At 47.1% G+C, this 21,252-nt stretch carries 17 protein-coding genes; 9 read left to right on the top strand and 8 right to left on the bottom strand.

Annotated features, from left to right (window positions below; translation table 11 throughout):
- Positions 1-262 (top strand): zinc ribbon domain-containing protein (locus PJF56_RS07545; RefSeq protein WP_347179477.1); only part of this gene is annotated, 262 nt, incomplete at its 5' end.
- A 57-nt stretch (positions 263-319) separates the two neighbouring features.
- Here the strand turns inward: PJF56_RS07545 and PJF56_RS07540 are convergent.
- Positions 320-1,138, bottom strand: a complete 819-nt coding sequence (locus tag PJF56_RS07540; RefSeq protein ID WP_283762039.1) for a dienelactone hydrolase family protein — start codon at positions 1,136-1,138, stop codon at positions 320-322.
- A gap of 298 nt (positions 1,139-1,436) precedes the next feature.
- Here PJF56_RS07540 and PJF56_RS07535 point away from each other — a divergent pair, with 298 nt between their 5' ends.
- The 3 genes from PJF56_RS07535 (at position 1,437) to PJF56_RS07525 (ending at position 3,115) form a co-directional block, all read left to right on the top strand.
- Complete coding sequence (locus tag PJF56_RS07535) at positions 1,437-1,850, top strand: helix-turn-helix domain-containing protein (protein WP_283762038.1); 414 nt, start codon at positions 1,437-1,439, stop codon at positions 1,848-1,850.
- Positions 1,843-2,262: a putative toxin-antitoxin system toxin component, PIN family gene (locus tag PJF56_RS07530; protein WP_283762037.1), complete on the top strand. Its 420-nt coding sequence runs from the start codon at positions 1,843-1,845 to the stop codon at positions 2,260-2,262. The genes PJF56_RS07535 and PJF56_RS07530 overlap by 8 nt, the downstream gene beginning before the upstream one ends.
- A 163-nt stretch (positions 2,263-2,425) precedes the next feature.
- Complete coding sequence (locus PJF56_RS07525) at positions 2,426-3,115, top strand: response regulator (RefSeq protein ID WP_283762036.1); 690 nt, start codon at positions 2,426-2,428, stop codon at positions 3,113-3,115.
- Here PJF56_RS07525 and PJF56_RS07520 read toward each other — a convergent pair.
- A complete protein-coding gene (locus PJF56_RS07520) occupies positions 3,112-4,734 on the bottom strand; it encodes an NAD(P)H-quinone oxidoreductase subunit 4 (RefSeq protein WP_283762035.1) in 1,623 nt (540 codons plus the stop codon). The genes PJF56_RS07525 and PJF56_RS07520 overlap by 4 nt on opposite strands.
- Positions 4,735-5,196: 462 nt before the next feature.
- On the opposite strand from PJF56_RS07520, the gene PJF56_RS07515 reads away from it, so the two are divergent.
- The gene (locus PJF56_RS07515) at positions 5,197-5,976 is read left to right on the top strand and encodes a hypothetical protein (RefSeq protein WP_283762034.1); all 780 of its coding nucleotides are present in this window, start codon (positions 5,197-5,199) and stop codon (positions 5,974-5,976) included.
- A gap of 133 nt (positions 5,977-6,109) precedes the next feature.
- Here the strand turns inward: PJF56_RS07515 and PJF56_RS07510 are convergent, their stop codons facing one another.
- Entirely contained in the window at positions 6,110-6,430 is a 321-nt protein-coding gene (locus tag PJF56_RS07510; protein WP_283762033.1) for a DUF2973 domain-containing protein, read from the bottom strand.
- A gap of 371 nt (positions 6,431-6,801) precedes the next feature.
- On the opposite strand from PJF56_RS07510, the gene thrS reads away from it, so the two are divergent.
- Positions 6,802-8,625 (top strand): threonine--tRNA ligase, encoded by a 1,824-nt coding sequence (thrS, locus tag PJF56_RS07505; RefSeq protein ID WP_283762032.1) that lies wholly within the window; start codon positions 6,802-6,804, stop codon positions 8,623-8,625.
- A gap of 166 nt (positions 8,626-8,791) precedes the next feature.
- Here the strand turns inward: thrS and PJF56_RS07500 are convergent, their stop codons facing one another.
- The 4 genes from PJF56_RS07500 to PJF56_RS07485 form a co-directional block, all read right to left on the bottom strand.
- Complete coding sequence (locus tag PJF56_RS07500) at positions 8,792-9,934, bottom strand: hybrid sensor histidine kinase/response regulator (RefSeq protein WP_283762031.1); 1,143 nt, start codon at positions 9,932-9,934, stop codon at positions 8,792-8,794.
- 14 nt (positions 9,935-9,948) lie between these two features.
- A complete protein-coding gene (locus PJF56_RS07495) occupies positions 9,949-13,407 on the bottom strand; it encodes a PAS domain-containing protein (RefSeq protein ID WP_283762030.1) in 3,459 nt (1,152 codons plus the stop codon).
- A gap of 68 nt (positions 13,408-13,475) precedes the next feature.
- Positions 13,476-15,170 (bottom strand): helicase HerA domain-containing protein, encoded by a 1,695-nt coding sequence (locus tag PJF56_RS07490; RefSeq protein WP_283762029.1) that lies wholly within the window; start codon positions 15,168-15,170, stop codon positions 13,476-13,478.
- A gap of 95 nt (positions 15,171-15,265) precedes the next feature.
- On the bottom strand, positions 15,266-16,015 hold the full coding sequence (locus PJF56_RS07485) for a GDSL-type esterase/lipase family protein (protein WP_283762028.1): 750 nt from the start codon (positions 16,013-16,015) through the stop codon (positions 15,266-15,268).
- A 471-nt stretch (positions 16,016-16,486) separates the two neighbouring features.
- Between PJF56_RS07485 and selD the strand changes: the two genes are divergently transcribed.
- Together selD and mgtE are read left to right on the top strand one after the other, a co-directional pair.
- Positions 16,487-18,724 carry a selenide, water dikinase SelD gene (selD, locus tag PJF56_RS07480; protein ID WP_283762027.1) on the top strand — a complete coding sequence of 746 codons (2,238 nt, stop codon included), beginning with the start codon at positions 16,487-16,489 and terminating at the stop codon, positions 18,722-18,724.
- Positions 18,725-18,818: 94 nt separating this feature from the next.
- Positions 18,819-20,213 carry a magnesium transporter gene (gene mgtE, locus PJF56_RS07475; RefSeq protein WP_283762026.1) on the top strand — a complete coding sequence of 465 codons (1,395 nt, stop codon included), beginning with the start codon at positions 18,819-18,821 and terminating at the stop codon, positions 20,211-20,213.
- A 76-nt stretch (positions 20,214-20,289) separates the two neighbouring features.
- Here mgtE and rpiA read toward each other — a convergent pair whose 3' ends face one another.
- Positions 20,290-20,997: a ribose-5-phosphate isomerase RpiA gene (rpiA, locus tag PJF56_RS07470; protein ID WP_283762025.1), complete on the bottom strand. Its 708-nt coding sequence runs from the start codon at positions 20,995-20,997 to the stop codon at positions 20,290-20,292.
- Between the two features lie 103 nt (positions 20,998-21,100).
- Between rpiA and PJF56_RS07465 the strand changes: the two genes are divergently transcribed.
- Positions 21,101-21,235, top strand: coding sequence for a hypothetical protein (locus PJF56_RS07465; RefSeq protein WP_283762024.1), 135 nt, complete (start codon positions 21,101-21,103; stop codon positions 21,233-21,235).
- Positions 21,236-21,252: the final 17 nt, after the last annotated feature.

The raw sequence follows: 21,252 nt of genomic DNA, 5'->3' as shown, positions 1-21,252 counted from the left end.
TGGCAGAAACTATATCAAGATAGATAGGTGGTTTCCTAGTTCTAAGCGTTGTAGTAATTGCGGGCATGTGGTTGAAAAGATGCCGTTAAATATTCGGCAATGGGAATGTCCTAAGTGTGGCATACATTTAGATCGCGATATCAATGCCAGCAAAAACATATTGGCCGCAGGACTTGCGGTGTCAGTCTGTGGAGCGAGTGTAAGACCAGAGCAGAGTAAATCTGTGAAGGCAACTGCTATGAAGCAGAAACCTAAATTGTGAGATTTCCGCTTCGCGGACATGAATAGGAATCACCGTCCTTCTAGGGCGGTGAGGATGTCAATGAAAGAGTTCGTCAAAGAAGAGTTCCATGGCGGCAAAGGAACGGCGGGCACTGTCTGGGTTATAGGCCGATCCTTTTGAGGGGTCATTACCAGCTTTAGGATTCGTAAAGCTGTGAACCGTACCGCCATAGGCAATCAGTTGCCAGTCTACCCCAGCTTGACGCATTTCTTGTTGGAAAGCAGCGACTTCTTCGGGGGGAACGAGGGGATCGTCTGCTCCATGAAGGGCGAGAACTTTGGCTTTTATTTGTTTAGCATCTTCTGGGTTGGGGGTGTCGAGGCCGCCGTGGAAACTGACGACTCCGGAGACTTCTGCCCCACTGCGAGCGAGTTCGAGAACGGTTGTGCCGCCAAAACAGTAGCCGATGGCGGCGGTTTGTTTGGAGTGGGTGAGCCGATGTTGTTTGAGATAGGCTAAACCGGCTTGGGCGCGATCGCGCAATAATTGACGATTAGAACGATAATAGGTGGCTTGTTCCCTGGCTTCATCGGTGGTTTCTGGGCGAATGCCTTGACCGTAAATATCAGCAGCAAAAGCTACATAACCCATCTGCGCCAGTTTTTCGGCTTGCTCTTTTTCAAATTCTCCTAAGCCTTTCCAAGCATGAATAATTAATACTCCAGGACGTTGATTATTACTGGATGGGTCGTAGGCGAGATAGCCTTCTAAAATGGCATCCTCTTGTTGATATTCCACCACTTCTGTATGAATTGGGGGTTGAGCCTGTCCTAGTGTAATCCCGCCTAAAAGCAGGGCACTGGTACAGACTAAGGCCAGTATGAGGGCGTAGAGTTGTTTTCGGAGCTTGTTCATGGGGGAACTGAGTTTCAAGGGGGACTGTTTTATTTTAGGCAGGAAATGGGAAAATATAAGCGATCGCTTACTTTTTTAAGTAATAAGTAATGAGTAATAAGTAATAAGTCAATCCTTGCAAACCCTATCGCGTTGATTATAGCTCGATCGCAGAGAACTGAGCAGTAAAAAAGGAGCTTTATCGCCGGAGGTGTTTTTCTCCCCTTCTCCCGTGGGAGAAGGGGCTGGGGGATGAGGGCAAAATTAAAGTTGCTATAATATAATGATTTAACTCATAAACAGTATTTTTTAGAACCCCATGAAAGTCAAAAGTCAGTTATCTCAATTAAAGGCAAGTTACGGCAACATTAGTAATGAAGACATTGCCGAAGTGACGGGAATTGACCTAGAGCAAATCCGGGAATTAGAGAATGGTTCGGCAGAGGCGATCGCCTTCGACACCCTAGCGCAACTGTGTGGTTTTTTTCAATGTACGCCGAACGATGTGTTGTTCTTAGAGTGGGACTCAATCGAAGTCGATCCCACTCCCCCAAGCGCCGAGGAACTTCGTCAAGCTAGAGAGTTGATTGACAAGGCATTTGCGATCGCCTCAGCGATGCCACCGCGTCCGGCTGAAGAAATTTGGGCAGATTTTGAGGCGACTGTCGATCGCATTGGGGAACAGCTTGAACAATCCAAGTCTTCTAGAAATGGAATGAAGATTGATGATTAAAGTTGTCATTGATACTTCTGTATTTGTGGCTGCTATGCTTCGTCCAACCCGTCAAAGTAGTCCTCGGCAAATTTTAACGTTATGGCGTGAGGGACGCTTTAGTTTAGTGATGGCTCCAGCTTTGCTTGAGGAACTGATTACGAGGTTGGTGAGACAGCAAGTTAATTTAGCAGATATCGAAGATTTACTCAGGGAGATTACAGAGATCGCGCTCCATATTCCTGGAATTTACCAAGCTACTTACCTTGATGACATCGACCCAGATGATAACAAGTTTTTAGCAGCAGCTTATGAAGTGAAAGCAGATTATTTGGTGTCCGTCGATAAGCATTTGCTCTCAGTGAAATATTATCACGGCACGCAAATTTTAACTCCGGCTTTGTTTTTGCGAGTTTTGTTAGACCAAGAGTAAGTTGACGGGAAATTTACTTAGGCGATCGCGGATTGTTAACAAATTCATTCTACCTTGTCAACCGTAGTGATGCGTACTTTTGGGTTAGAGTTGATGGATTTGTCATCCAGGTTGGGTATCTTAAACCCATTGGAACACCCTGGAATCAACGGATAAGCCCTTTATGAGTACCGTATTTGTGTTTGAGGATAGCAGCGCTCAAAGAGCGGCGATCGCCCAATTACTGCGATCGGTAGGTTTCGAGACATTAGAAGCAGGCGATGGACTTGAAGCTTTAAGCCAAATCCAGCAGCATTTACCCGATCTGGTGATTGCTGATATTGTTTCTCCCAACTTGAATGGCTATCAGCTCTGTTGGGCCTTGAAACGAAACCCCAAAACTCGCCATATTCCGATTATTTTCTGCACGGTTAAAAATCATGAACGGGATCGAGTGCGAGGACTCACGATAGCCGATGGCTATATCGCCAAACCGTTTCAACCTCCGGAACTGGTAGAAACCCTGATCGGTAAACTCCTGAGTCAAGGCAAATCCTGTTTTCATCCGACTCCGGCCGATGATTGGACAGAGGTGGGGTTAATGTGGTTGCAGGATTTTGACAATCAAGAATGGGCACTGCAAGCGTTTGAAAAAGCCTTAGCACTGGAGCCAAACCACGATTTAGCGGCAAAACTCAAGGCTGTAGCCCTAGGAAAAGCGGAAAAATCCCGCCGTTGTGAAGCTTGTCGCTACTACTATGGCGGGAGTCCGGGGGGCAATTTATTGGTTTGTGCTATTCACCCTCATGGCCCTGAATCTGATGGTTGTCGAGATTGGGAATCTAAGTACCACTGTTTGACGAATGTCGCTTAGGCGGAACCGGAGATATTGTCCATTACTCCTAACAGAGCGGGCGCTTTTGCTGCGGGAACATTAGGAATATAGAAGTTTCCGGAGTAGAGGCGTGAGCGCTCTTGGGCAACCACGGTGAGAACTTCGCGGGTTTGTTCGGCGATCGCCGTGGTTTTGATATCGTAGGTTTGGGTGGCGATTTTCGGATAGAGACCGATACCGATGATGGGGAGCAACAGACAGAAGGCGATCGCCACTTCGCGAGGTTTAGCATCCATCCAGCCATCAACAACCACACCGGTTTCTTCACCGTAGAAGATATCGCGCATCATGGAGAGCAGATAAATGGGGGTCAGAATTAAACCGACAGCCGCTAAACCGATGACCACAACTTTGAAGCCAGAGGAATAAACATCGCTGGTGGTAACTCCCAAGAAAACGCTCAGTTCTCCCACAAATCCACTCATACCCGGCAGAGCTAAAGAAGCCATAGATGCCGCAGTGAAGAGGGCGAAGACTTTGGGCATACTTTGAGCCAGTCCGCTCATTTTCGCTAAAGCCAGGGTATGGGTGCGTTCGTAAGCAACTCCAGCCAGGAAGAACAGGGCAGCCGCAATCAGTCCGTGGGAGAGCATTTGCAGCATTGCGCCGTTTAAGCCCAGTTCATTGAAGGAGGCGATACCGATGAGAACAAATCCCATGTGAGAGATGGAGGAACAAGCCAGGCGGCGTTTGAGATCGCCTTGAGCAAAAGCGTTGAATGCACCGTAGACGATGTTAACAATGCCGAGGATAACCAGGACGGGAGCAAAGTAAGCGTGGGCATGGGGAAGAGCTTCCAAGTTTAGACGGATGATGCCATAACCGCCCATTTTCAGCAGTACGCCAGCCAGAATCATGGAGACGGGAGCGGAGGCTTGGGAGTGGGCATCGGGAAGCCAAGTGTGTAGAGGGAAGATGGGGAGCTTAACACCGAAACCGATGATGAAGGCGGCGTAAGCGAGTAGCTCGAAGGCTCTGGGATAGTGTTTGTTCGCTAGTTCCGTCATGTCGAAGGTTACGGTGTCGCCGTAGAAGGCCATGGCTAGGGCCGCAACTAGAATGAAGATGGAAGCTAAAGCGGTATAGAGGATGAATTTAGTCGCAGCGTAGAGGCGCTTTTGTCCCCCCCAGATGGAGATGAGCAGATAAACGGGGACGAGTTCCAACTCCCAAGTTAGGAAGAATAGAAGCAGGTCGTGGGCTGCAAACACCGCGATCTGGGCACTGTACATGATCAGCAGCAGGCTGAAGAACAGTCTGGGGCGGTGGTTGACGTTCCAGGATGCGGCGATCGCCACGGTGGTGACTAGGGCACTCAGGGCGATCAGGGGCATGGATAAGCCATCTACAGCTAAAGACCAGTTGAGACCGAGCTGGGGAATCCAGGGATAGGATTCAGCCAGTTGAATGGTGGATTGTTGAAAGTTGTAGTGGGAGCCGAAAGCGTAGAGAGTCATTACTAGGTCTACGAGACCTACGCCTAGGGCGTACCAACGGACGAGCTTGGTATGGCGATCGCTAATCAGAGGGATGGCGAGAGCCGCCACAAGGGGAAATAGAATGATTGCACTTAACCAAGGAAATGAATTGCCAAACATAATTGAGGATATATACTCATTGCCTACTCCTACATTGTATGTACTTTGGTTAATATTTGTAAACAAAGAATTGCTGAGTTTGTTTGGGGGTTATCCATAGACAATACTCTATATATTATTTTTCAACCCTGGAACCTGGCCCTCGTCGGAGGTACAACCCTCAACGGCTACAGTTAAGGGAGAGACCATGTTAGCAGTATTACACCTAAAATAAGTCGATCCGCCAGTGCATCTCCAAGCTTTTTAACTGGACAGAGAATAGAAACATCATGGGAATTAAGACTTAATTGCCAGGCAAAATCAGTGGATAAATTGGCCTTATAATTTACTTAAGGAATACTGTTAATCAAAGGTGTAGCGATCCCTATTGATCCCTATGAGAGTGAGTCTATTTAAATTCTAGGCAAAATCCCTTTAATATAATGTGATTGATTTGACTGGTGTCGCGCAAAAGGAGAACATATGAAACTTTCTGTTATGAATCCAGTTTCTCAACAGCAAACCCTAAATATAATCTTGGCTTCGACTCGGTTTGCAGAAAATTGTGTCCGCGATCTCATCGATCGGCAACCATCCCATACCCAAATTTGCCGCAATACCCAGGAGTTATTACACAGTGTGCGGCAGAAGGTGGCAGATTTATTGATTTTAGATATACTTTTCCTGCAACATCAAACCCAAAGGTTTTGTTGGCGCTTGCAAGACCTTTATCCAACACTAAGGATTATAGTATTGGGGAAAACAGAAGCAGAGCTATCTGGTTGCAATTGGGTGTATGAATATCCTAATGTTTCTACAACCTGCATTTCTACTCATTCATCTAAAGTAAGCCAGTCTCCAATGACTACTGATTCTCAGCCTAACCCCTCTGAGTCCCCAAATTTAGCTAAACAAGATCTGTATTTAACGTCAGTAGTCGGTGCAGCAGTGTTTGATTTGAGCGGTTTACCCCGTGAATATTTGGTAACGGATGAAGTGGATAATGTGAGTTGGGTACAAACGGTGTTTCAGGCTTTGGGACTGCGATCGCTTCTCATGTCCTCCCTGCAACTCGATGGCTTCCATTATGCCAGTACCTATGCCGATGGATACCGAGCAATTGTGGTCAAACAAAAAGATCAATATATTGCTCTGTTGATCAAACCCAAGAATTCCCATACCGTCACCCAAGATCTCGTCAACTGGGCCAGAACCTTTAATCCAGATGAACTCAAGCTTTATCCCCAATTCCGGTTAGCTTAACCCTTCAAGAACTACACGGTGTGAATGGAGTAAATTTATCAAGGGTTAAGCAGGGTTCAATTTTTTCCCATCCAGTTTCTTTCCCACTTAACCCTATCACCGAATTAGATATAAATATTATCTCAACAGAATTTTAACGATCGTCTTGCCGATCCTTAACGGAAGACTCTGGAGAAGAATTATACAGAGAATCCAGCTTTTCACGGGCATCCTCTACGGTAATCGATCGCATCACCAACAGAGGTTCTTTGATCACCGTTCCGCTTTCATCCAAAAACTCAGGATGGGGAACCTGAGTGGAGGAAGTGCGATGGGAATCGACTGGAATATCGTTTACCTTCGGGGGATAGTTGCGCGTGCTTTCGGAACCGAGAACCATCAAGTTGCGGATTAAATTGCCAACGGCGATAAACGCTAAGGTGGTGAAAGCAAAGACGTAAAGCAGATGTAGCATTATACAACTCTCCAAATTGCGTTTTAATCAAAAGGGGTATTGAATCGGAGTCTAGGGGCCATCTGGCCCCGATCGCGATCAATCTAGGATTTACCAATAATCTCTATCATAAGCTTAACGTAAGTTACGTTTCTTTACATTTAGAAATTTAAGCTTCACTTAAGATTGATCCGGCTTATGGGGGGATGGGAAGATGGGGAGATGGGGGGGACGCGGAGACGCGGGGACACGGGGACACGGGGACAAGGAGAAATACCCTATTGCCTATTGCCTTCCCCCCTTGGGGGGATACAGGGGGGGTTTGCCTATTACCTATTCCCTAATTGATCTAAACTCATTAAGAGCGTCCCTTATTTGCGATTAAGCGACCCATGCCTCCAGAAGACTCCAAACCAACCCAACCCATGGAACAAGAAACGCCTCAAATCCATCTGCCTCGCACCAGTGAATCGGAGACGTTAAAAAAAATCCGCCATACTACCTCCCACATCATGGCCATGGCGGTACAGAAACTCTTTCCCAAAGCCCAAGTCACCATTGGCCCTTGGATCGAAAATGGGTTTTACTACGATTTTGATTGTCCCGAACCCTTTACGGAAAAAGACCTAAAGGCGATCAAAAAAGAGATGATCAAGATCATCAACCGCAAACTCCCCGTCGTTCGCGAAGAAGTGAGTCGGGAAGAAGCCAAGCAACGGATTGAACAACTACAAGAACCCTATAAACTGGAAATCCTCGACGATATCCAAACCGAACCGATTACGATCTATCATTTAGCCGATCAATGGTGGGATTTATGCGCTGGGCCCCATGTAGAGACTACGGCTGATATTAACCCGAAGGCGATCGCCCTGGAAAGTGTAGCCGGAGCCTATTGGCGCGGAGATGCCAACAAAGCCCAACTTCAGCGCATTTACGGAACCGCCTGGGAAACCCCCGAACAACTGGCCGAATATCAACGGCGCAAAGCAGAAGCCCTCAAACGAGACCACCGCAAACTCGGTAAAGAACTGGGATTATTCATTTTTGCTGATGAAGTGGGCCCCGGTCTCCCCCTGTGGACAGCCAAAGGCGCAACCGTTCGCAGTTTACTCGAAGACTTCCTCAAACAAGAACAACTCAAACGGGGCTATCAACAGGTCGTTACTCCCCACATTGGTCGGGTAGACCTGTTTAAAACCTCCGGTCATTGGCAAAAATACAAAGATGACCTGTTCCCAATGATGGGAGAATCGGAAGCAGAAGGGTTTGTCCTCAAAGCCATGAACTGTCCCTTCCATATCCAAATCTATAAAAGTCAGCTCCATTCCTACCGAGAACTGCCGATTCGGTTAGCTGAGTTTGGCACGGTTTACCGCTATGAACAATCGGGCGAACTGGGGGGACTGACGAGGGTACGCGGGTTTACTCAAGATGACTCGCACCTATTTCTGACCCCAGAACAGTTGGATGAAGAGTTTTTAAATGTGGTGGATTTAACTCTAACTGTGTTTAAAAACTTGCGGTTGAGTAATTTTAGGGCCCGATTGAGTTTCCGCGACCCAACCTTGGACAAGTATATTGGCTCAGATGAAGCCTGGGAAAAATCCCAAAATGCCATCCGTCGGGCCGTGGAAACGTTGGGTATGGATCATTTTGAAGGCATCGGGGAAGCGGCCTTTTACGGGCCGAAACTCGACTTTATTTTCCGGGATGCCTTAGACCGGGAATGGCAATTGGGAACGGTACAGGTGGATTATACTTTGCCAGAGCGCTTCGATCTGACCTATGTTTCTGAGCAAGGAGTTCGCGAACGTCCGGTGATGATTCACCGCGCTCCGTTCGGTTCTTTAGAACGGTTAGTGGGAATTTTGATTGAGGAATATGCGGGGGATTTTCCCCTGTGGTTAGCTCCGGTACAAATTCGCTTGTTACCGGTGAGCGAAACTCAACTGCCCTTTGCCCAAAAGGTGGCCGAGCAAATGCTCAATTACAATATCCGCGTGGAAGTGGATCGCAGTGGGGAGCGGTTGGGTAAACAGATTCGCAATGCGGAGAAGGAGAAGGTTCCGATTATGAGTGTGATTGGAGGGAAGGAGATGGAATCCGAGAGCCTGAATATTCGTACCCGTGCTAGGGGAGAATTGGGGGAAATGCCGATCGCAGCAGTGATTAAGCGGATGGTAGAGGCGATCGCCTCTAAAGATGATTTCTAGAAAGGCGACAGCTTTACGTCCTGTCCACCCTACTGGATTGTTTCATCTAAAATAGTGTAATAGGTTTTCGGGAGTGCGTAGCGTGTCCGCAGGACAAACGTCTTGCTCGCGAGTAATATCAAATCCGGTGAATTGGATTCAAGAAGCGGGCAAGATGCCCGCACTCTCAATCCTGCTCCATACGACTCAATGGTATGGTTTCGTCCAACTGTGGTAGGGAAGGTAGCCAAATCCGAAACGTTGTCCCCACCCCTACCTGACTCAAAACCTCAATGGTTCCCTGATGGCATTCCACAGCTTGTTTAACAATATATAATCCAATACCTGTTCCCTTAATTTTGCCCACATTACTCGCCCGTTCAAAGGGATTGTAAAGATTGTCCAACTCCTCTGGGGGAATTCCAATCCCGCGATCGCTGACTTCTAAGACGACACCCTCCCGTTCAGCCCTTAACTTTAAAGTCACCTCTGCGCCTTCCGGTGAATATTTAATCGCATTAGAAAGTAAATTATTTAAAATATGCTGAAGGATATCTTCATCAAGATACAACCATAAACTATCCCGATCGTAGTCAAACTTCAAGTAACTTTTCTGGTTAGCAATAACTTCAAAAAAATCCAATCTTTCTTGACAAAAATTGACCACATTAATCTGCACAGGATTGACCGGTAATTTATTTGACTCAACCTGATCGATGGTCAGCATTCCTTCCAGTTGTAGCGTCATATTTTTAATGGCGACTTGCATTCGATCGAACTGCTTATTTTTTTGAGATGAACTCAATTCATTACCATATTGCCTCAAAATTTCTAGAGAAACCAAAATATGGGTTAACGGGGCCCGCAAATCATGGGAAATCATGGATACAAAACGAGACTTGAGCTGATTGAGGTGTTGCTCTTGATGCCAAAGGGATTTGATTTTTTGATCCTGTTGGTGTTTCACCAGAGACATGGCGATCGCCGATTTAATATCTTCTAGCTTTGCCGGTTTATTCAGGTAGCCATAGGGCAAGGTGTCAGTTGCCTCTTCCAAGGTGTTTGCATCACTAAACGCGGTTAAGTAAACAATGGGAATATCATAGTCTTGAAGGGCACGGGCTGCTTCAATGCCACTCATTGTACCTTGTAACTTAATATCCATTAAAATCAAATGGGGTGGATTAGCCATAACCCGATCGATCGCAGCTTCTCCCGTTTTGACAATGCCCGCAACTTCATACCCTAATTGTTGAATATTATCCGCTAAGTTATGAGCAGCAATCAGCTCATCTTCAACAATTAAAACTTTTTTGGCTACATCTATCATATTAAATCACCTGATTAAGAACTCTGTTCAAATGTTAAGTGAAAACGGGTTCCATTCTCTGATTGAACTTGTAGATCTGCATCTAACTGATCGGCTAGAATATACACTAAACGCATTCCTAGGGAAGGGGATGGTTGCCCACTAGCCTCAGAGGGTAGACCTATTCCATTATCAGCAATTGTTAAATCGAGTTGTCCATGGTTAATTTCACGGAATTCAATCCATACTGTTCCTTCTCGATGGTCTGGGAAAGCGTGTTTTAAGGCGTTGGTGACTAATTCATTGATAATTAAACCCGTGGGAATGGCGGTTTCGATATTCAGTTGCACGGGATCGGCATCAATATCTAAGTGAATCTGATGGGATTGCATCCCATAGGAAGCAGAAATACTCAGAACTAAACTATGGATATATTCGGCAAAATCAATCCGGGAGAGACTCTTGGAGCAATAGAGCTTCTCATGAATCAGAGCCATGGTTTTGAGGCGTTTTTGGCTATCGAGTAACAGGGAATTGAGGTCGGGATCGCTGACTTGTCTCGATTGCATATCCAGTAAACTATAGATAATATTGAGATTATTTTTAACTCGGTGATGGATTTCCCGCAGCAGCACTTCTTTTTCTGCTAAGGACGCTTTGAGTTGGGCTTCCGCTTGTTTGCGATCGCTCACATCAAAAACTGCACCATCGAGATAAACCACCTCCTGTTGCTCATTCCAGACTCCTTGACCTTTCTCGTAAACCCAACGGATACTGCCGTCACGGGCAATCATGCGATATTCGAGTTCAAAGGGAGAGTGTTGCTCTAAAGCTAATTGAACCTCCTCTCGTACCCAAGGTAAATCCTCCGGATGAAGCAATGCTGCTAAACCGGGTGCAATTGGAGACATCATTTCCTCTGCGCTATAATCGAGGATGTCTTCAATGGCATCGTTAATAAATTCAACTGTCCAATCGAGATTGGGTAAACAGCGATAGATAATCCCTGGAATGTGAGACACTAAGGTTCGGTAGCGCCTTTCGTTTTCTTTCAGGGCGAGTTCTACCTGTTTGCGATCGGTAATATCTTGAATGAGTCCAAAGAGTTTGATCGCCTCTCCCCGATCGTTAAACATGACTTGTCCTTGGGCCCAAACGGTGCGGACTTCACCGGAAGAGTGAAGAATTCGTAATTCAAAATCGTATTCTTTTCCCTGGGAAATGGCTTGCTCAACTAACGATTGAAATTGGGCCCGATCGTCGGGGTGATATTGTCGAAGATGTTGGGCATAGGTTGGAGCGTTTTCCCAACTGGGATCTTGACCAAAAATGCGGAAGACTTCATCTGACCAAAAAATTTCTTGGGTGAGCAGATCGAACTCCCAACTGCCTAATCCAGCAGCCTTCTGGGATGTGGCTAGTAGTTGTTGACTTTTTTGTAGAGCCGCTTCTGCTTTTTGGCGATCGCGCAAATCGCGGGCGATCGCACAGCTATACTCTAAGCCCTTATACTGAAAGAAATTGAGATTAATTTCGACGGGAATCTCCAGACCCGATTGAGTTTCGTAGGTGGAATCCAGGCGCATAAATCCCGATTGTTTCACCTCTTGCCAATAGAGGGGCCAACTCCGATCGTGATAGGAGCGATCGATCTGGCTAATTTTCATCTGTAATAATTGGTCGCGGGAATATTCCAAGGTTTGACAGGCGCGATCGTTGACATAGATCAATTGACCGCGAGCATCGACGAGTAAGACGGCATCCATTACCCGATTGAGGGTAAATTGAATTAACTGTAGGGTTTCCTCTGCTTGCTTGCCCTTACTAATATTCTCGACAATAACGATCCCATAAGCAGGAGTTGGCTCCGACGCTTGTACCCAGGGATCGGCAGTAGAAATGACAGAGGCAATCAGCTTAACCCACAAAAAGTCCTGGGTCTGATGAATACAGCGTTGTTTAACCTGAAAGGAAGGAATTTCCCCATTCATTAACCGTCTGAGGAGTTTGTGGGCTAATTCCCGATCGCCCGGATGGAGTAAATCGACTAAATTTAGCGATTCCAACTCTAGGGGAGAGTAGCCTAACATGCGGCACAAGGATAGGTTAACCCGTTCTAAGCCATACTCAGGATTGAGAATCGCAATTCCTAGGGGACTATCTTCAAAGATATGGCGAAATCGAACTTCACTTTGGCGTAGGGCGTTTTCAATCTGGTAGCGTTCCCTAATTTCTGCCTGAAGTTTATGATTCACCTGTTGCAGTTCTTGGGTACGCTGCTCAATGTGCTGTTCCATCTGTTCCCGAAGATGTTCTAAGGTTAATTCCGCCCGTTGTCGCTTTAAGGTATGGGTGAGTAATTCACTCGCCCATTGCAGTTGGGCGATGCGATCTTCAGTCCAGGTGTGAGTAGCTCGAATGGTGGCAAATCCTAGATATCCGATGAAATCATCATTTTCGATTAGGGGAATCAGCAATAAAGATTGAGTTTGGATCGCCGAGGCGATGGCCTGTTCTGCTTTGGCTTCTGGAGGAAAATCTTGTAGGGCGTTAATGACGATAGTTTGTTGTTTTTGCAGGCTCTCCATCCACCAAGGGATTAATTCCACAGGAATTTGATGCCAGAAGACGGGTAAGGGGCTGATTTTAGGATGATGCCATTGATAGCGCAACTGGGCAATCTGGCGATCGCTCACCAATTCAAATAGATAGGCGCGATCGCAATCATAATGTTGAGCCAAACAGCCGATCGCCGGTTCGATCTCCCGACCGAGTTCATGGGCGTTTAAGCGCATAAACTGAGAACACAGACGACTCATCAAGTGTTCAAACTCGATGTACTCTTTAAGTTTGATGTCTTGTTCTTTTTGGTCTGTAATATCCCGACTATAGACCACGATCCCTTGCACGCTGGGATGATAAAGTAAATTTGTGCCCGTGGACTGAAGATAGCGCCAAGAGCCATCTTTATGACGAAAGCGGTATTCCACCCGCTCGGAGGCGTAGGGCCCAGTCACCAGTTTAGAAAAAGCGGCCTTGACGGAGGGGCGATCGTCAGGATGAACAAAATCGAACCCTAGTTGGCCGATTAATTCTTGGGGGGTATATCCTAAAATCCTCTCTACTGCTGGATTAATATCCAGAATCCGATCTTCCGTGTCTTCAATACAGATGATATCGGCGCTTTCTTTGCCTAACACTTGCCAACGATCTGGGGGGGTTAAACCCCACTGTTGACTGTAAAGGCTTAAGCTATGGCTTTGGAATCTGGCGGCTTTATGAAGTAATGGGGGCCAATTTTCGGGGTTGAGATCGCGCTGGAGAAATCGAGAAAGACTGTGATGATGCCAATGAGATAGGGTGGATAGGGGAATTTGGGCGGCGATCGCCTCTTCTATCCATTCCTCCAGTTTAGGGGGATATGTTCCCTCCTGTAGATACTCCCCAAGAAGGATGGTGTAATCTTCTATCCAACTGTGTTGCAGTCTCGACATTATTGATTTGCCATCATTGATCCCCATTTTCTATTGTGCTATAAAACCGAAAAGATTGGGGATAGAGTTCAAAACCCTAAGTCACTCATGGCTGCTTCTTCTGCGGCAAAAATATCTTCATCGGGGATCTCTTCCCAAGCAGTTTCACCGACTTCGGTATAGAATTTTTGATCGTAGGGACGAGTTTGCACGACCACCGGCATGGGAACGGCATGACCTAGAATTAAAGCCTGTTGTTTAGAATCAAGTTTTGAGAGAACCGATCGCAAGTTTCCGGCCCCAGAAACCCCGGTAAAAATGGCTTCAATATCTTTATCATCATTCAGTAAGGCGGTCACGCGGGTTCCCATTTGGGACATCACTTCTTTGTCTATCCCAGAGGGACGCTGATCGACCACTAAGAGCGTCACAAAATATTTCCGCATTTCTCTGGCGATCGTGCCAAAAATGGTTTGGCTACTGATGCTCGGATCGAGAAACCGGTGAGCTTCTTCTATGGTAATCACCAGGGGAAGGGGGCGATCGCTCGATTTTTTCGTCTGTAAAAAATGTTCGGCTTTCTTCACATAGGATTGGTGAATTCGGCGAGTAATCATATTGGTGGCTAACATATAAGAGAGAAGATTCGCTTGAGAACCAAACTCAATCACCACATGCTTACCCGCAGCTAACGTCTCTAGAATTTGCCCAAAAGGATTTTGGCGCGTCACTCCCCTTAAATATTTCAGTTGTGTCAGGCGGTTGAGTTTTCGTTGCAGCGCTGTAACCGAGGATTTGCTACCATTATTATCGAGACAAAAATCCTGGATCTGTTCGTTACTCATATTCAACAGTTCTAAGATCCAATTTTTGCCCAATTGATTTTTCAACAATAGGGCACTATCTAAACTCGCTTCTGATAGATTGAGTTCCTGTTGCACTAAGGCCAGATCTTCGACTTCGATTTGCTCGAAACTTAAATATAGTTCTTGGGCATCCCGAATGCCTCGGCGTTTAGCCGATTCTGGATCGAGGGTATACACTTGCACTTGGGAGGGAAACAGTTGTCTTAATCCTTTAGCGGTGTTAACGGTTTTGCCTTCACAAACCGCTTCCCAACCATATTCAGAATGCATATCAAAGATTAAATTCACGCCTACTCGCTGTTTAATAATTCCAGAGAGCAAGAGGCGAGCTAAAAATGATTTACCCGTTCCCGATTTACCAAAAATTCCGTTACTGCGTTCTACAAATCGGTCTAAATCAATGCAAATGGGAACCTCCATATCCACAGGTTGACCAATGGAAAAATTATGGCGATGGGGGTCATCTTCCCAACCAAAAACGGTACGAAAATCCAGCTCTTGGGCTTCATATACTTGGCTAAAGTGGCTGGGAATGGTTTTCACCGGTTTGAGGGTAAACTCAACGGAAGTTTGGGCAGAAAATGAGGCTAATTTCGATTCAACAGCCGGAAGCGATGCTTGCTTCTGTTCTTCCGGGGTAATCATCAGCATGGGAGTGACTTCCAGGGTTCCGTAGGTACTACTCCCAGCTAGGACTTCTTGCAAAAAGAAATTATTGGGATCGGGGGGATTGGCTAAAATGCGCGGACTCGCAGTTCCTAATGTTACATCAGTCAACAGACAGAAAAAGCGCGATCGCCGACCCTGAATCACCAGAAATTTGCCCACCCGCATTTCCTCGACTGAGACATCCGGATGTAAGCGTACTTCTAATCCTTTAGACAGGGAACCTTGAACAACAGAGCCGAGAGGAGTCATGGGGAATGAGAACGTATAACTTAAAAATTAGACTCCTATTTTATCTTTTCTCTGTTCAGGCAACAGAAGCTGTCCTCATTTTACAGGTGTAGGTCTCAGTGATAATATTGTAGCGATCGCCGAGAACTTGGAAACCCGATGCCCCCCTGGTCTAGACTGCGAATGGGTTCCCAAGCACAAATTTGTTGGAAAATGGTTTGATATCCCAAAACATTTGGATGCAGTCCATCCGAGCCGAGGCGCTCCTGTTGCCAATTGAGGGAATGTTGCATCCACAGATCGAATAAATCTAAATAGGGAATTTGGCGCTGTTCGCAAGCTTGGCGCGTGGCTTCCTTGTAGCGATACTGTTGCTCGTGACTATAGTACAAACAGTCTAAAAAGGGCATTTTCGATTCATTCACCGGAACCATCCCCACGTAGAGTACGGGACAGAGTTCTTTGGATTGATCCAATAAATAGCTCAATTCTGCCTGAAACTTGTCAAAATCCGTATAGTTGCGGCCTTGGGGGCGAGAAACACAAGCTGAATCATTCAATCCCACCGATAAGATTAAGAGATCGGGGACTCGATTGCGCAACTCTCCTCGGCGGCAAAACTCGCATTCTAACCGTTGCACAACCTGGGGAGTGCGATCGCCGCGTACCCCCAAATTATAAACCACATGACCGGCACTCTCTGGAGCCATCCACGAGCGGCGCAGGCGTTCCACCCAGCCCCCACCTTCCACATCCCCAAACCCATAAACCAGACTATCTCCAAAGGCAATAATTTTCAGAGCAGAACCCTTGACAGAGGGACGAGTCGAATCCTGGGAAACTGATGCAGTAGGACAATAGTGCATACAAAGAAATCTCAAACTAGGGTGGACAGCCGTATCATCAGGAGCAATTCACCAACATGCTGGCGAACTTGCTTATATATTTGTACACTGTAACGGAAAATTTACAAAGTAACGCTCTAATGTAGATTATCTTATTGAGGTTGGCGATCGCCAAAATTACTTTGGTCAGGGTAAGGCAAGAGCAAAACACTCAACTTTTTTGCATCCGCTTCAGGTTGGCGATCGCCAGAATTGTAGAATCCAATCATCCCGAATGATGAACAAAAAACAGCGCATTTTAATTAGCGATCGGCAAAGATATTTTAGATCCTCAATACGATCTCTACCCTGCTAACATTACGCCATCGGATAAAGCTCGATACTTCGATCCGATCGCCATTACTGACTCTAATGGCAATCTCAGTCCATGGCTGAAATCTTACCAACCTAATATAAACTAGAGTTCAGTTTTATCAGACCTGCTCTAAACCCATGGCCCAGACCCTGAGCAAAGAAATCGTGTTGATTGGAGGAGGACACGCCCATGCGATCGCCCTGCGCCAATTTGCCCTCAATCCCATACCTGGAGTGCGTCTCACCCTAATTACCGATACCCTACACACTCCCTATTCTGGGATGCTACCGGGGCATATTGCTGGATTTTACAGCTTTGACCAAACCCACATCGACCTCCACCACCTCTGTCAATTTGCTCGGGCCCAACTCTACCGAGACCAGGCCATTGGTTTAGATTTGAAGCGGAATCAGGTTCTCTGCGCTCACCGTCCCCCCGTCCAGTTTGACCTGCTCTCAATTGATATTGGCAGCACCCCCAACCAACTCCAGGTTCCCGGAGCGGCAACCTATGCTATACCCGCTAAACCGGTTTCTGAGTTTCTCAACCGTTGGCGAGAGACGATTGAAACCTTTGCCCGTCATCCGACCCAAACCCTAAAACTAGGGATTGTGGGGGGAGGTGCAGGGGGAGTAGAGTTAGCGCTGACGATGCAACAGGGGCTATTTGTCTGCCGTCAAGCGACGGGGGGAATGCGGAATATTGATGCTTCTTTTGTAATGTATACGGCTTCGTTTCCGGAAATTCATCTCTTTCATCAGGGGCAAGAAATTATGCCCTCCCATAACCGAGTGGTGCGCAAACGTCTGACTCAGTTAATGCATCGTCGGGATATTCAATTGCATTTAGGGGAACGGGTGAGCCAGGTTTCAGAGCAGGGAATTGAGTGTGAGTCAGGATTAACTTTAGATTGCGATCGCATATTTTGGGTCACCCAAGCTTCAGCTCCCCCCTGGTTAAAGGCGGCTGGTTTAGCTACCGATAAGGATGGGTTTATTTTAGTCAAGGACTCCCTGCAATCGATTTCCCATCCCCAGGTGTTTGCGGCTGGGGATATTGCCACTATGGTGAATTATACCCGGCCCAAGGCGGGGGTGTTTGCGGTGCGCCAAGGCAAACCCTTATACGAGAACTTAAAACAGGAAATTTTAGGTAAAGCACCGAAACCCTATCGCCCGCAACAGCAGATTTTAGGACTCATTGGTACAGGGGATGGCAAGGCGATCGCCTCTTGGGGCAAATGGGGACTCGGCCCCAACCCTCTCCTATGGCGCTGGAAGGACTGGATCGATCGCCGATTTATGACTCAGTTTGAGAACTTTGGGCGATCGTCAACTGATTCCTCCTTGGCCCCAATTCCCATTCCTCCAGAACGTATCTCTTCAGCCATCCAAAGAATTATCACAGATAATCCCAAGTTAGACTCCTTAATCGATCTGGCCAACCCTGGGGACAAGGTAGCCCTCTGTTCGGTCACCCCTGGCATCCTCATAGAGAGTATGGATTTACTCACCGATAGTTGGCACGATCCTTACTTATTCGGGATGTTAGCAACCCACCATTGCTTAAATCCCCTCCTCGCTAGGGGAGCCACGCCCCATAGCGTCTTAGGATGGATACAATTGCCCCATAGTCTACCCACGCAACAGGAAGAAACCCTCTATCAACTGCTATCGGGAATTTTACAAGCCTTAACCGTCAGTCAAACGCCATTGGTCGCCTGTCGTGCTTCCCTGGGGCCAAGGTTATCTCTAGGATTTTCTAGTCAAGGCCATGGTTATCCCGAACAGGTCTTACATCCGCAAAAATTGCAACCAGGACAAGTGTTAATCCTCACCAAACCTTTGGGAATAGGTGCTATACGGGTGGCCATGGAGCAGTATAAAGGCAGGGGACGATGGTTAGAAGGGGCGATCGCCTCCATGATTCAGTCCAATTATCCAGCATCCCTAACCTTTGTGGAAACTGGAGCCACCGCTTGCACAGCAGTGGGCAATTTGGGTTTATTGGCCCATCTGGCCACCCTGATAGACAAGACTTCTGTGAGCATGAGCCTCAATCTCGATCGTCTGCCGGTTTTGGAAGGGGCCCTAGAAAGTTTGCACCAAACCGGATGGAGTCCATTCCACGAGCAAAACAGCGTCGGCGATCGCTATGTGCAAAATGTCTCTACTTTTAATTCCCATCCCGTTTATCCCCTCTTGTTCGATCCTCAATGGTCTGGGGGCTTAGTCGCGGGTATTCCCCAACCTCAAGCCCAAGAATGCTTAAAACTCCTGCAAGATTTAGGCTATACCCACAGCGCCATTATTGGTGAGGTTCATCTTCTTGCAGGGGACGTGCCCCCCATTCAATTGACCATTGATGAGGAATAAGGAATAGGCAATAGGCAATCCCCCCATCTCTATAAATCCGGGACAAGACCCACTACACTAGATCCAGCCATCGACTCAGTTTAGGAGGCCTGCCGTGACTGAAGAAACAACCACCTCCCTAACCTCTCGTCGTGAGTTACGAGAATTGGTGCGTCAGCAACTCGAAGTCCTCCTGGAAACCCAAGATTATCAGGGGGCTAAAGCGATTTTGGTGCCCGTACAACCGGCGGATATTGCCGAAGCCATTGAAGGGTTACCAGAGGCGATGCAAGCGATCGCCTTTCGTTTACTCTCCAAAGCTGAGGCGATCGATGTCTACGAAAACCTCGACTCTTCTGTACAACAGTCCCTGCTAGAAAAATTTCAGCGCCAAGAAGTGATCGATATCGTCGATAAAATGTCTCCCGATGACCGAGCGAGGCTCTTTGACGAACTCCCCGCCAAAATTGTCAGACGGGTACTCGACCATATGAGTCCCTCAGAACGGGCGACGACGAACTTACTTCTGGGATATGAACCGGATAGTGCGGGTCGGATCATGACCCCAGAATATCTGGCCTTGAAGGAGAACTATACGGTTAGCGAGAGTATTGAACGCATTCGCAATTTATCCCATGTCAGTGAAACGGTCTTTTATCTCTATGTCACCGATAGCGCCCGTCGCCTAACCGGAATTGTATCTCTACGGGATCTCATCATCGCCCAACCCGATCGCAAAATTGGTGAGGTCATGACTCGCGAAACCGTATTTGTTCACACCAATACCGATCAAGAAGAAGTCGCTCGACTGATCCAGCGCTATGATTTTTTGGCCGTTCCAGTAGTAGACCGAGAAGAACGCTTAGTGGGGATCATTACCGTTGATGATGTGATTGACATTCTCGAACAAGAAGCCACCGAAGATATTTATGCCTTTGGGGGGGTTCAGTCCGATGGCGATAATTATTTTCAGATGAGTTTATGGAGGGTCGCCCAACGACGGGTGATGTGGCTGTTGATTTTACTCGGAACCAATGCAGTAACTGGGTTTATTATTCAATCGCAGGAAGAATTAATTATTAAATATGCTGTCCTGTCGGCCTTTATTCCCTTGCTCACCGGAACCGGGGGAAATGTGGGATCGCAGTCCTCAACGGTGGTCATTCGCGGGCTGAATACGGACGAATTTCGCTCTCTAGGCGTGCCTCAAGTGGTATTCCGGGAGGCGATTGCTGGCTCCATGTTGGGGGCAACTTTGGGCATTCTAGCTACCCTAGGGGCACTCTTTTTGCTCAAGGTTAACCTGGCCGTTGCGATCGCCGTGGGCATATCCCTGTTAGGCATTTCGATTTTAGCCTCTGTTGCTGGTTCCGGATTACCCTTTTTGTTTCGCTCCTTGGGCCTCGATCCGGCTCTCATGTCTGCCCCCTTTATTACTACTGCGGTGGATGTTTTAGGGGTGCTGATTTATTTCAATATTGCCCGGTTGATCTTAGAGTTGAGGACTTAGGGAGATGGGGGGATGGGGAGGATGACCGATGACCCATTACCCATTACCCATTACCCATCACCAGCGCGTAGCGCTCTTAAAATTCCCGAACTGACGGTTGGCCGTCTTTGACCTCTCCAACTAGGATTAGGTCAGCCACACCAACAAACAGCCCATTTTCCAGGACTCCAGGGATATTATTAATCGTTTTTTCCAGGTCAGCCGGGTTATCAATAGAGTCAAACTTGACATCAATAACCATATTGCCTTGGTCAGTAATGACCGGCCCTGCTTTTTTGACTCCCATCCGCAGTTGGGGTTTACCGCCCAGTTTTTCCAAGGCTTTCATCACCGTGGTTATAGCCATGGGCATCGCTTCAACCGGTAGGAGAAACGTAGATCCCAGGCGATCGACCAGCTTACCGGAGTCTACCACTACAATAAACTGGTCGGCCAAACTATCGACAATTTTTTCGCGAGTATGGGCGGCTCCTCCGCCTTTAATCAAGTTTTTGTTAGGATCGACCTCATCAGCACCATCAATGGCCAAATCCATATGGTCAATCACGTCTAGGGTAGTTAAGGGGATACCATATTGTCTAGCCAGAACTTCCGCTTGAAAGGAGGTGGGAATACCAACGATATTTTCAATTTCGCCCGATTTGAGGCGATCGCCGATATATTCAATAGCATAAGCAGTAGTTGAGCCGGTTCCTAAGCCAACAATCATCCCTGATTTTACCTTGGATGCTGCTGCTTTACCCACTTCTTGTTTCATGAGTTTTACTGGATCGGTTGTGGTCATAGGTTCAAGTGTGCCTCTGGATTAGACATTTTTACGATTACCTATGGCTCTACAATGGGGTGAAGCCTAGGTACTGTTTAGTCTACTATCTGGGGGTCACGGTTTGCGCATTAGATTGTATGGTGATAGAGAAGCAGGAGGCCTTCCCGAAAACCTGGCGGAACCCATTCCGGCGATCGCCCTGCTTCAACTCTCTGGGTCGGGTCACCGGCACTTCTGGTATAACTTCAATCCTTAAAGTTTGATTTTTATTTG

This window comes from Roseofilum halophilum BLCC-M91, assembly GCF_030068445.1.
Taxonomy (GTDB): Bacteria; Cyanobacteriota; Cyanobacteriia; order Cyanobacteriales; family Desertifilaceae; genus Roseofilum; species Roseofilum halophilum.
The sequence above is the reverse complement of the archived record's forward strand: the minus strand, read 5'-3'. Positions and strand labels throughout refer to the sequence as shown.

Excerpts from the sequence above, each read along its gene's own strand:
- PJF56_RS07540 (WP_283762039.1), bottom strand. The coding sequence starts at position 1,138 with ATGAACAAGCTCCGAAAACAACTCTACGCCCTCATACTGGCCTTAGTC.
- PJF56_RS07535 (WP_283762038.1), top strand. The coding sequence starts at position 1,437 with ATGAAAGTCAAAAGTCAGTTATCTCAATTAAAGGCAAGTTACGGCAAC.
- PJF56_RS07530 (WP_283762037.1), top strand. The coding sequence starts at position 1,843 with ATGATTAAAGTTGTCATTGATACTTCTGTATTTGTGGCTGCTATGCTT.
- PJF56_RS07525 (WP_283762036.1), top strand. The coding sequence starts at position 2,426 with ATGAGTACCGTATTTGTGTTTGAGGATAGCAGCGCTCAAAGAGCGGCG.
- PJF56_RS07520 (WP_283762035.1), bottom strand. The coding sequence starts at position 4,734 with ATGTTTGGCAATTCATTTCCTTGGTTAAGTGCAATCATTCTATTTCCC.
- PJF56_RS07515 (WP_283762034.1), top strand. The coding sequence starts at position 5,197 with ATGAAACTTTCTGTTATGAATCCAGTTTCTCAACAGCAAACCCTAAAT.
- PJF56_RS07510 (WP_283762033.1), bottom strand. The coding sequence starts at position 6,430 with ATGCTACATCTGCTTTACGTCTTTGCTTTCACCACCTTAGCGTTTATC.
- thrS (WP_283762032.1), top strand. The coding sequence starts at position 6,802 with ATGCCTCCAGAAGACTCCAAACCAACCCAACCCATGGAACAAGAAACG.
- PJF56_RS07500 (WP_283762031.1), bottom strand. The coding sequence starts at position 9,934 with ATGATAGATGTAGCCAAAAAAGTTTTAATTGTTGAAGATGAGCTGATT.
- PJF56_RS07495 (WP_283762030.1), bottom strand. The coding sequence starts at position 13,407 with ATGTCGAGACTGCAACACAGTTGGATAGAAGATTACACCATCCTTCTT.
- PJF56_RS07490 (WP_283762029.1), bottom strand. The coding sequence starts at position 15,170 with ATGACTCCTCTCGGCTCTGTTGTTCAAGGTTCCCTGTCTAAAGGATTA.
- PJF56_RS07485 (WP_283762028.1), bottom strand. The coding sequence starts at position 16,015 with ATGCACTATTGTCCTACTGCATCAGTTTCCCAGGATTCGACTCGTCCC.
- selD (WP_283762027.1), top strand. The coding sequence starts at position 16,487 with ATGGCCCAGACCCTGAGCAAAGAAATCGTGTTGATTGGAGGAGGACAC.
- rpiA (WP_283762025.1), bottom strand. The coding sequence starts at position 20,997 with ATGACCACAACCGATCCAGTAAAACTCATGAAACAAGAAGTGGGTAAA.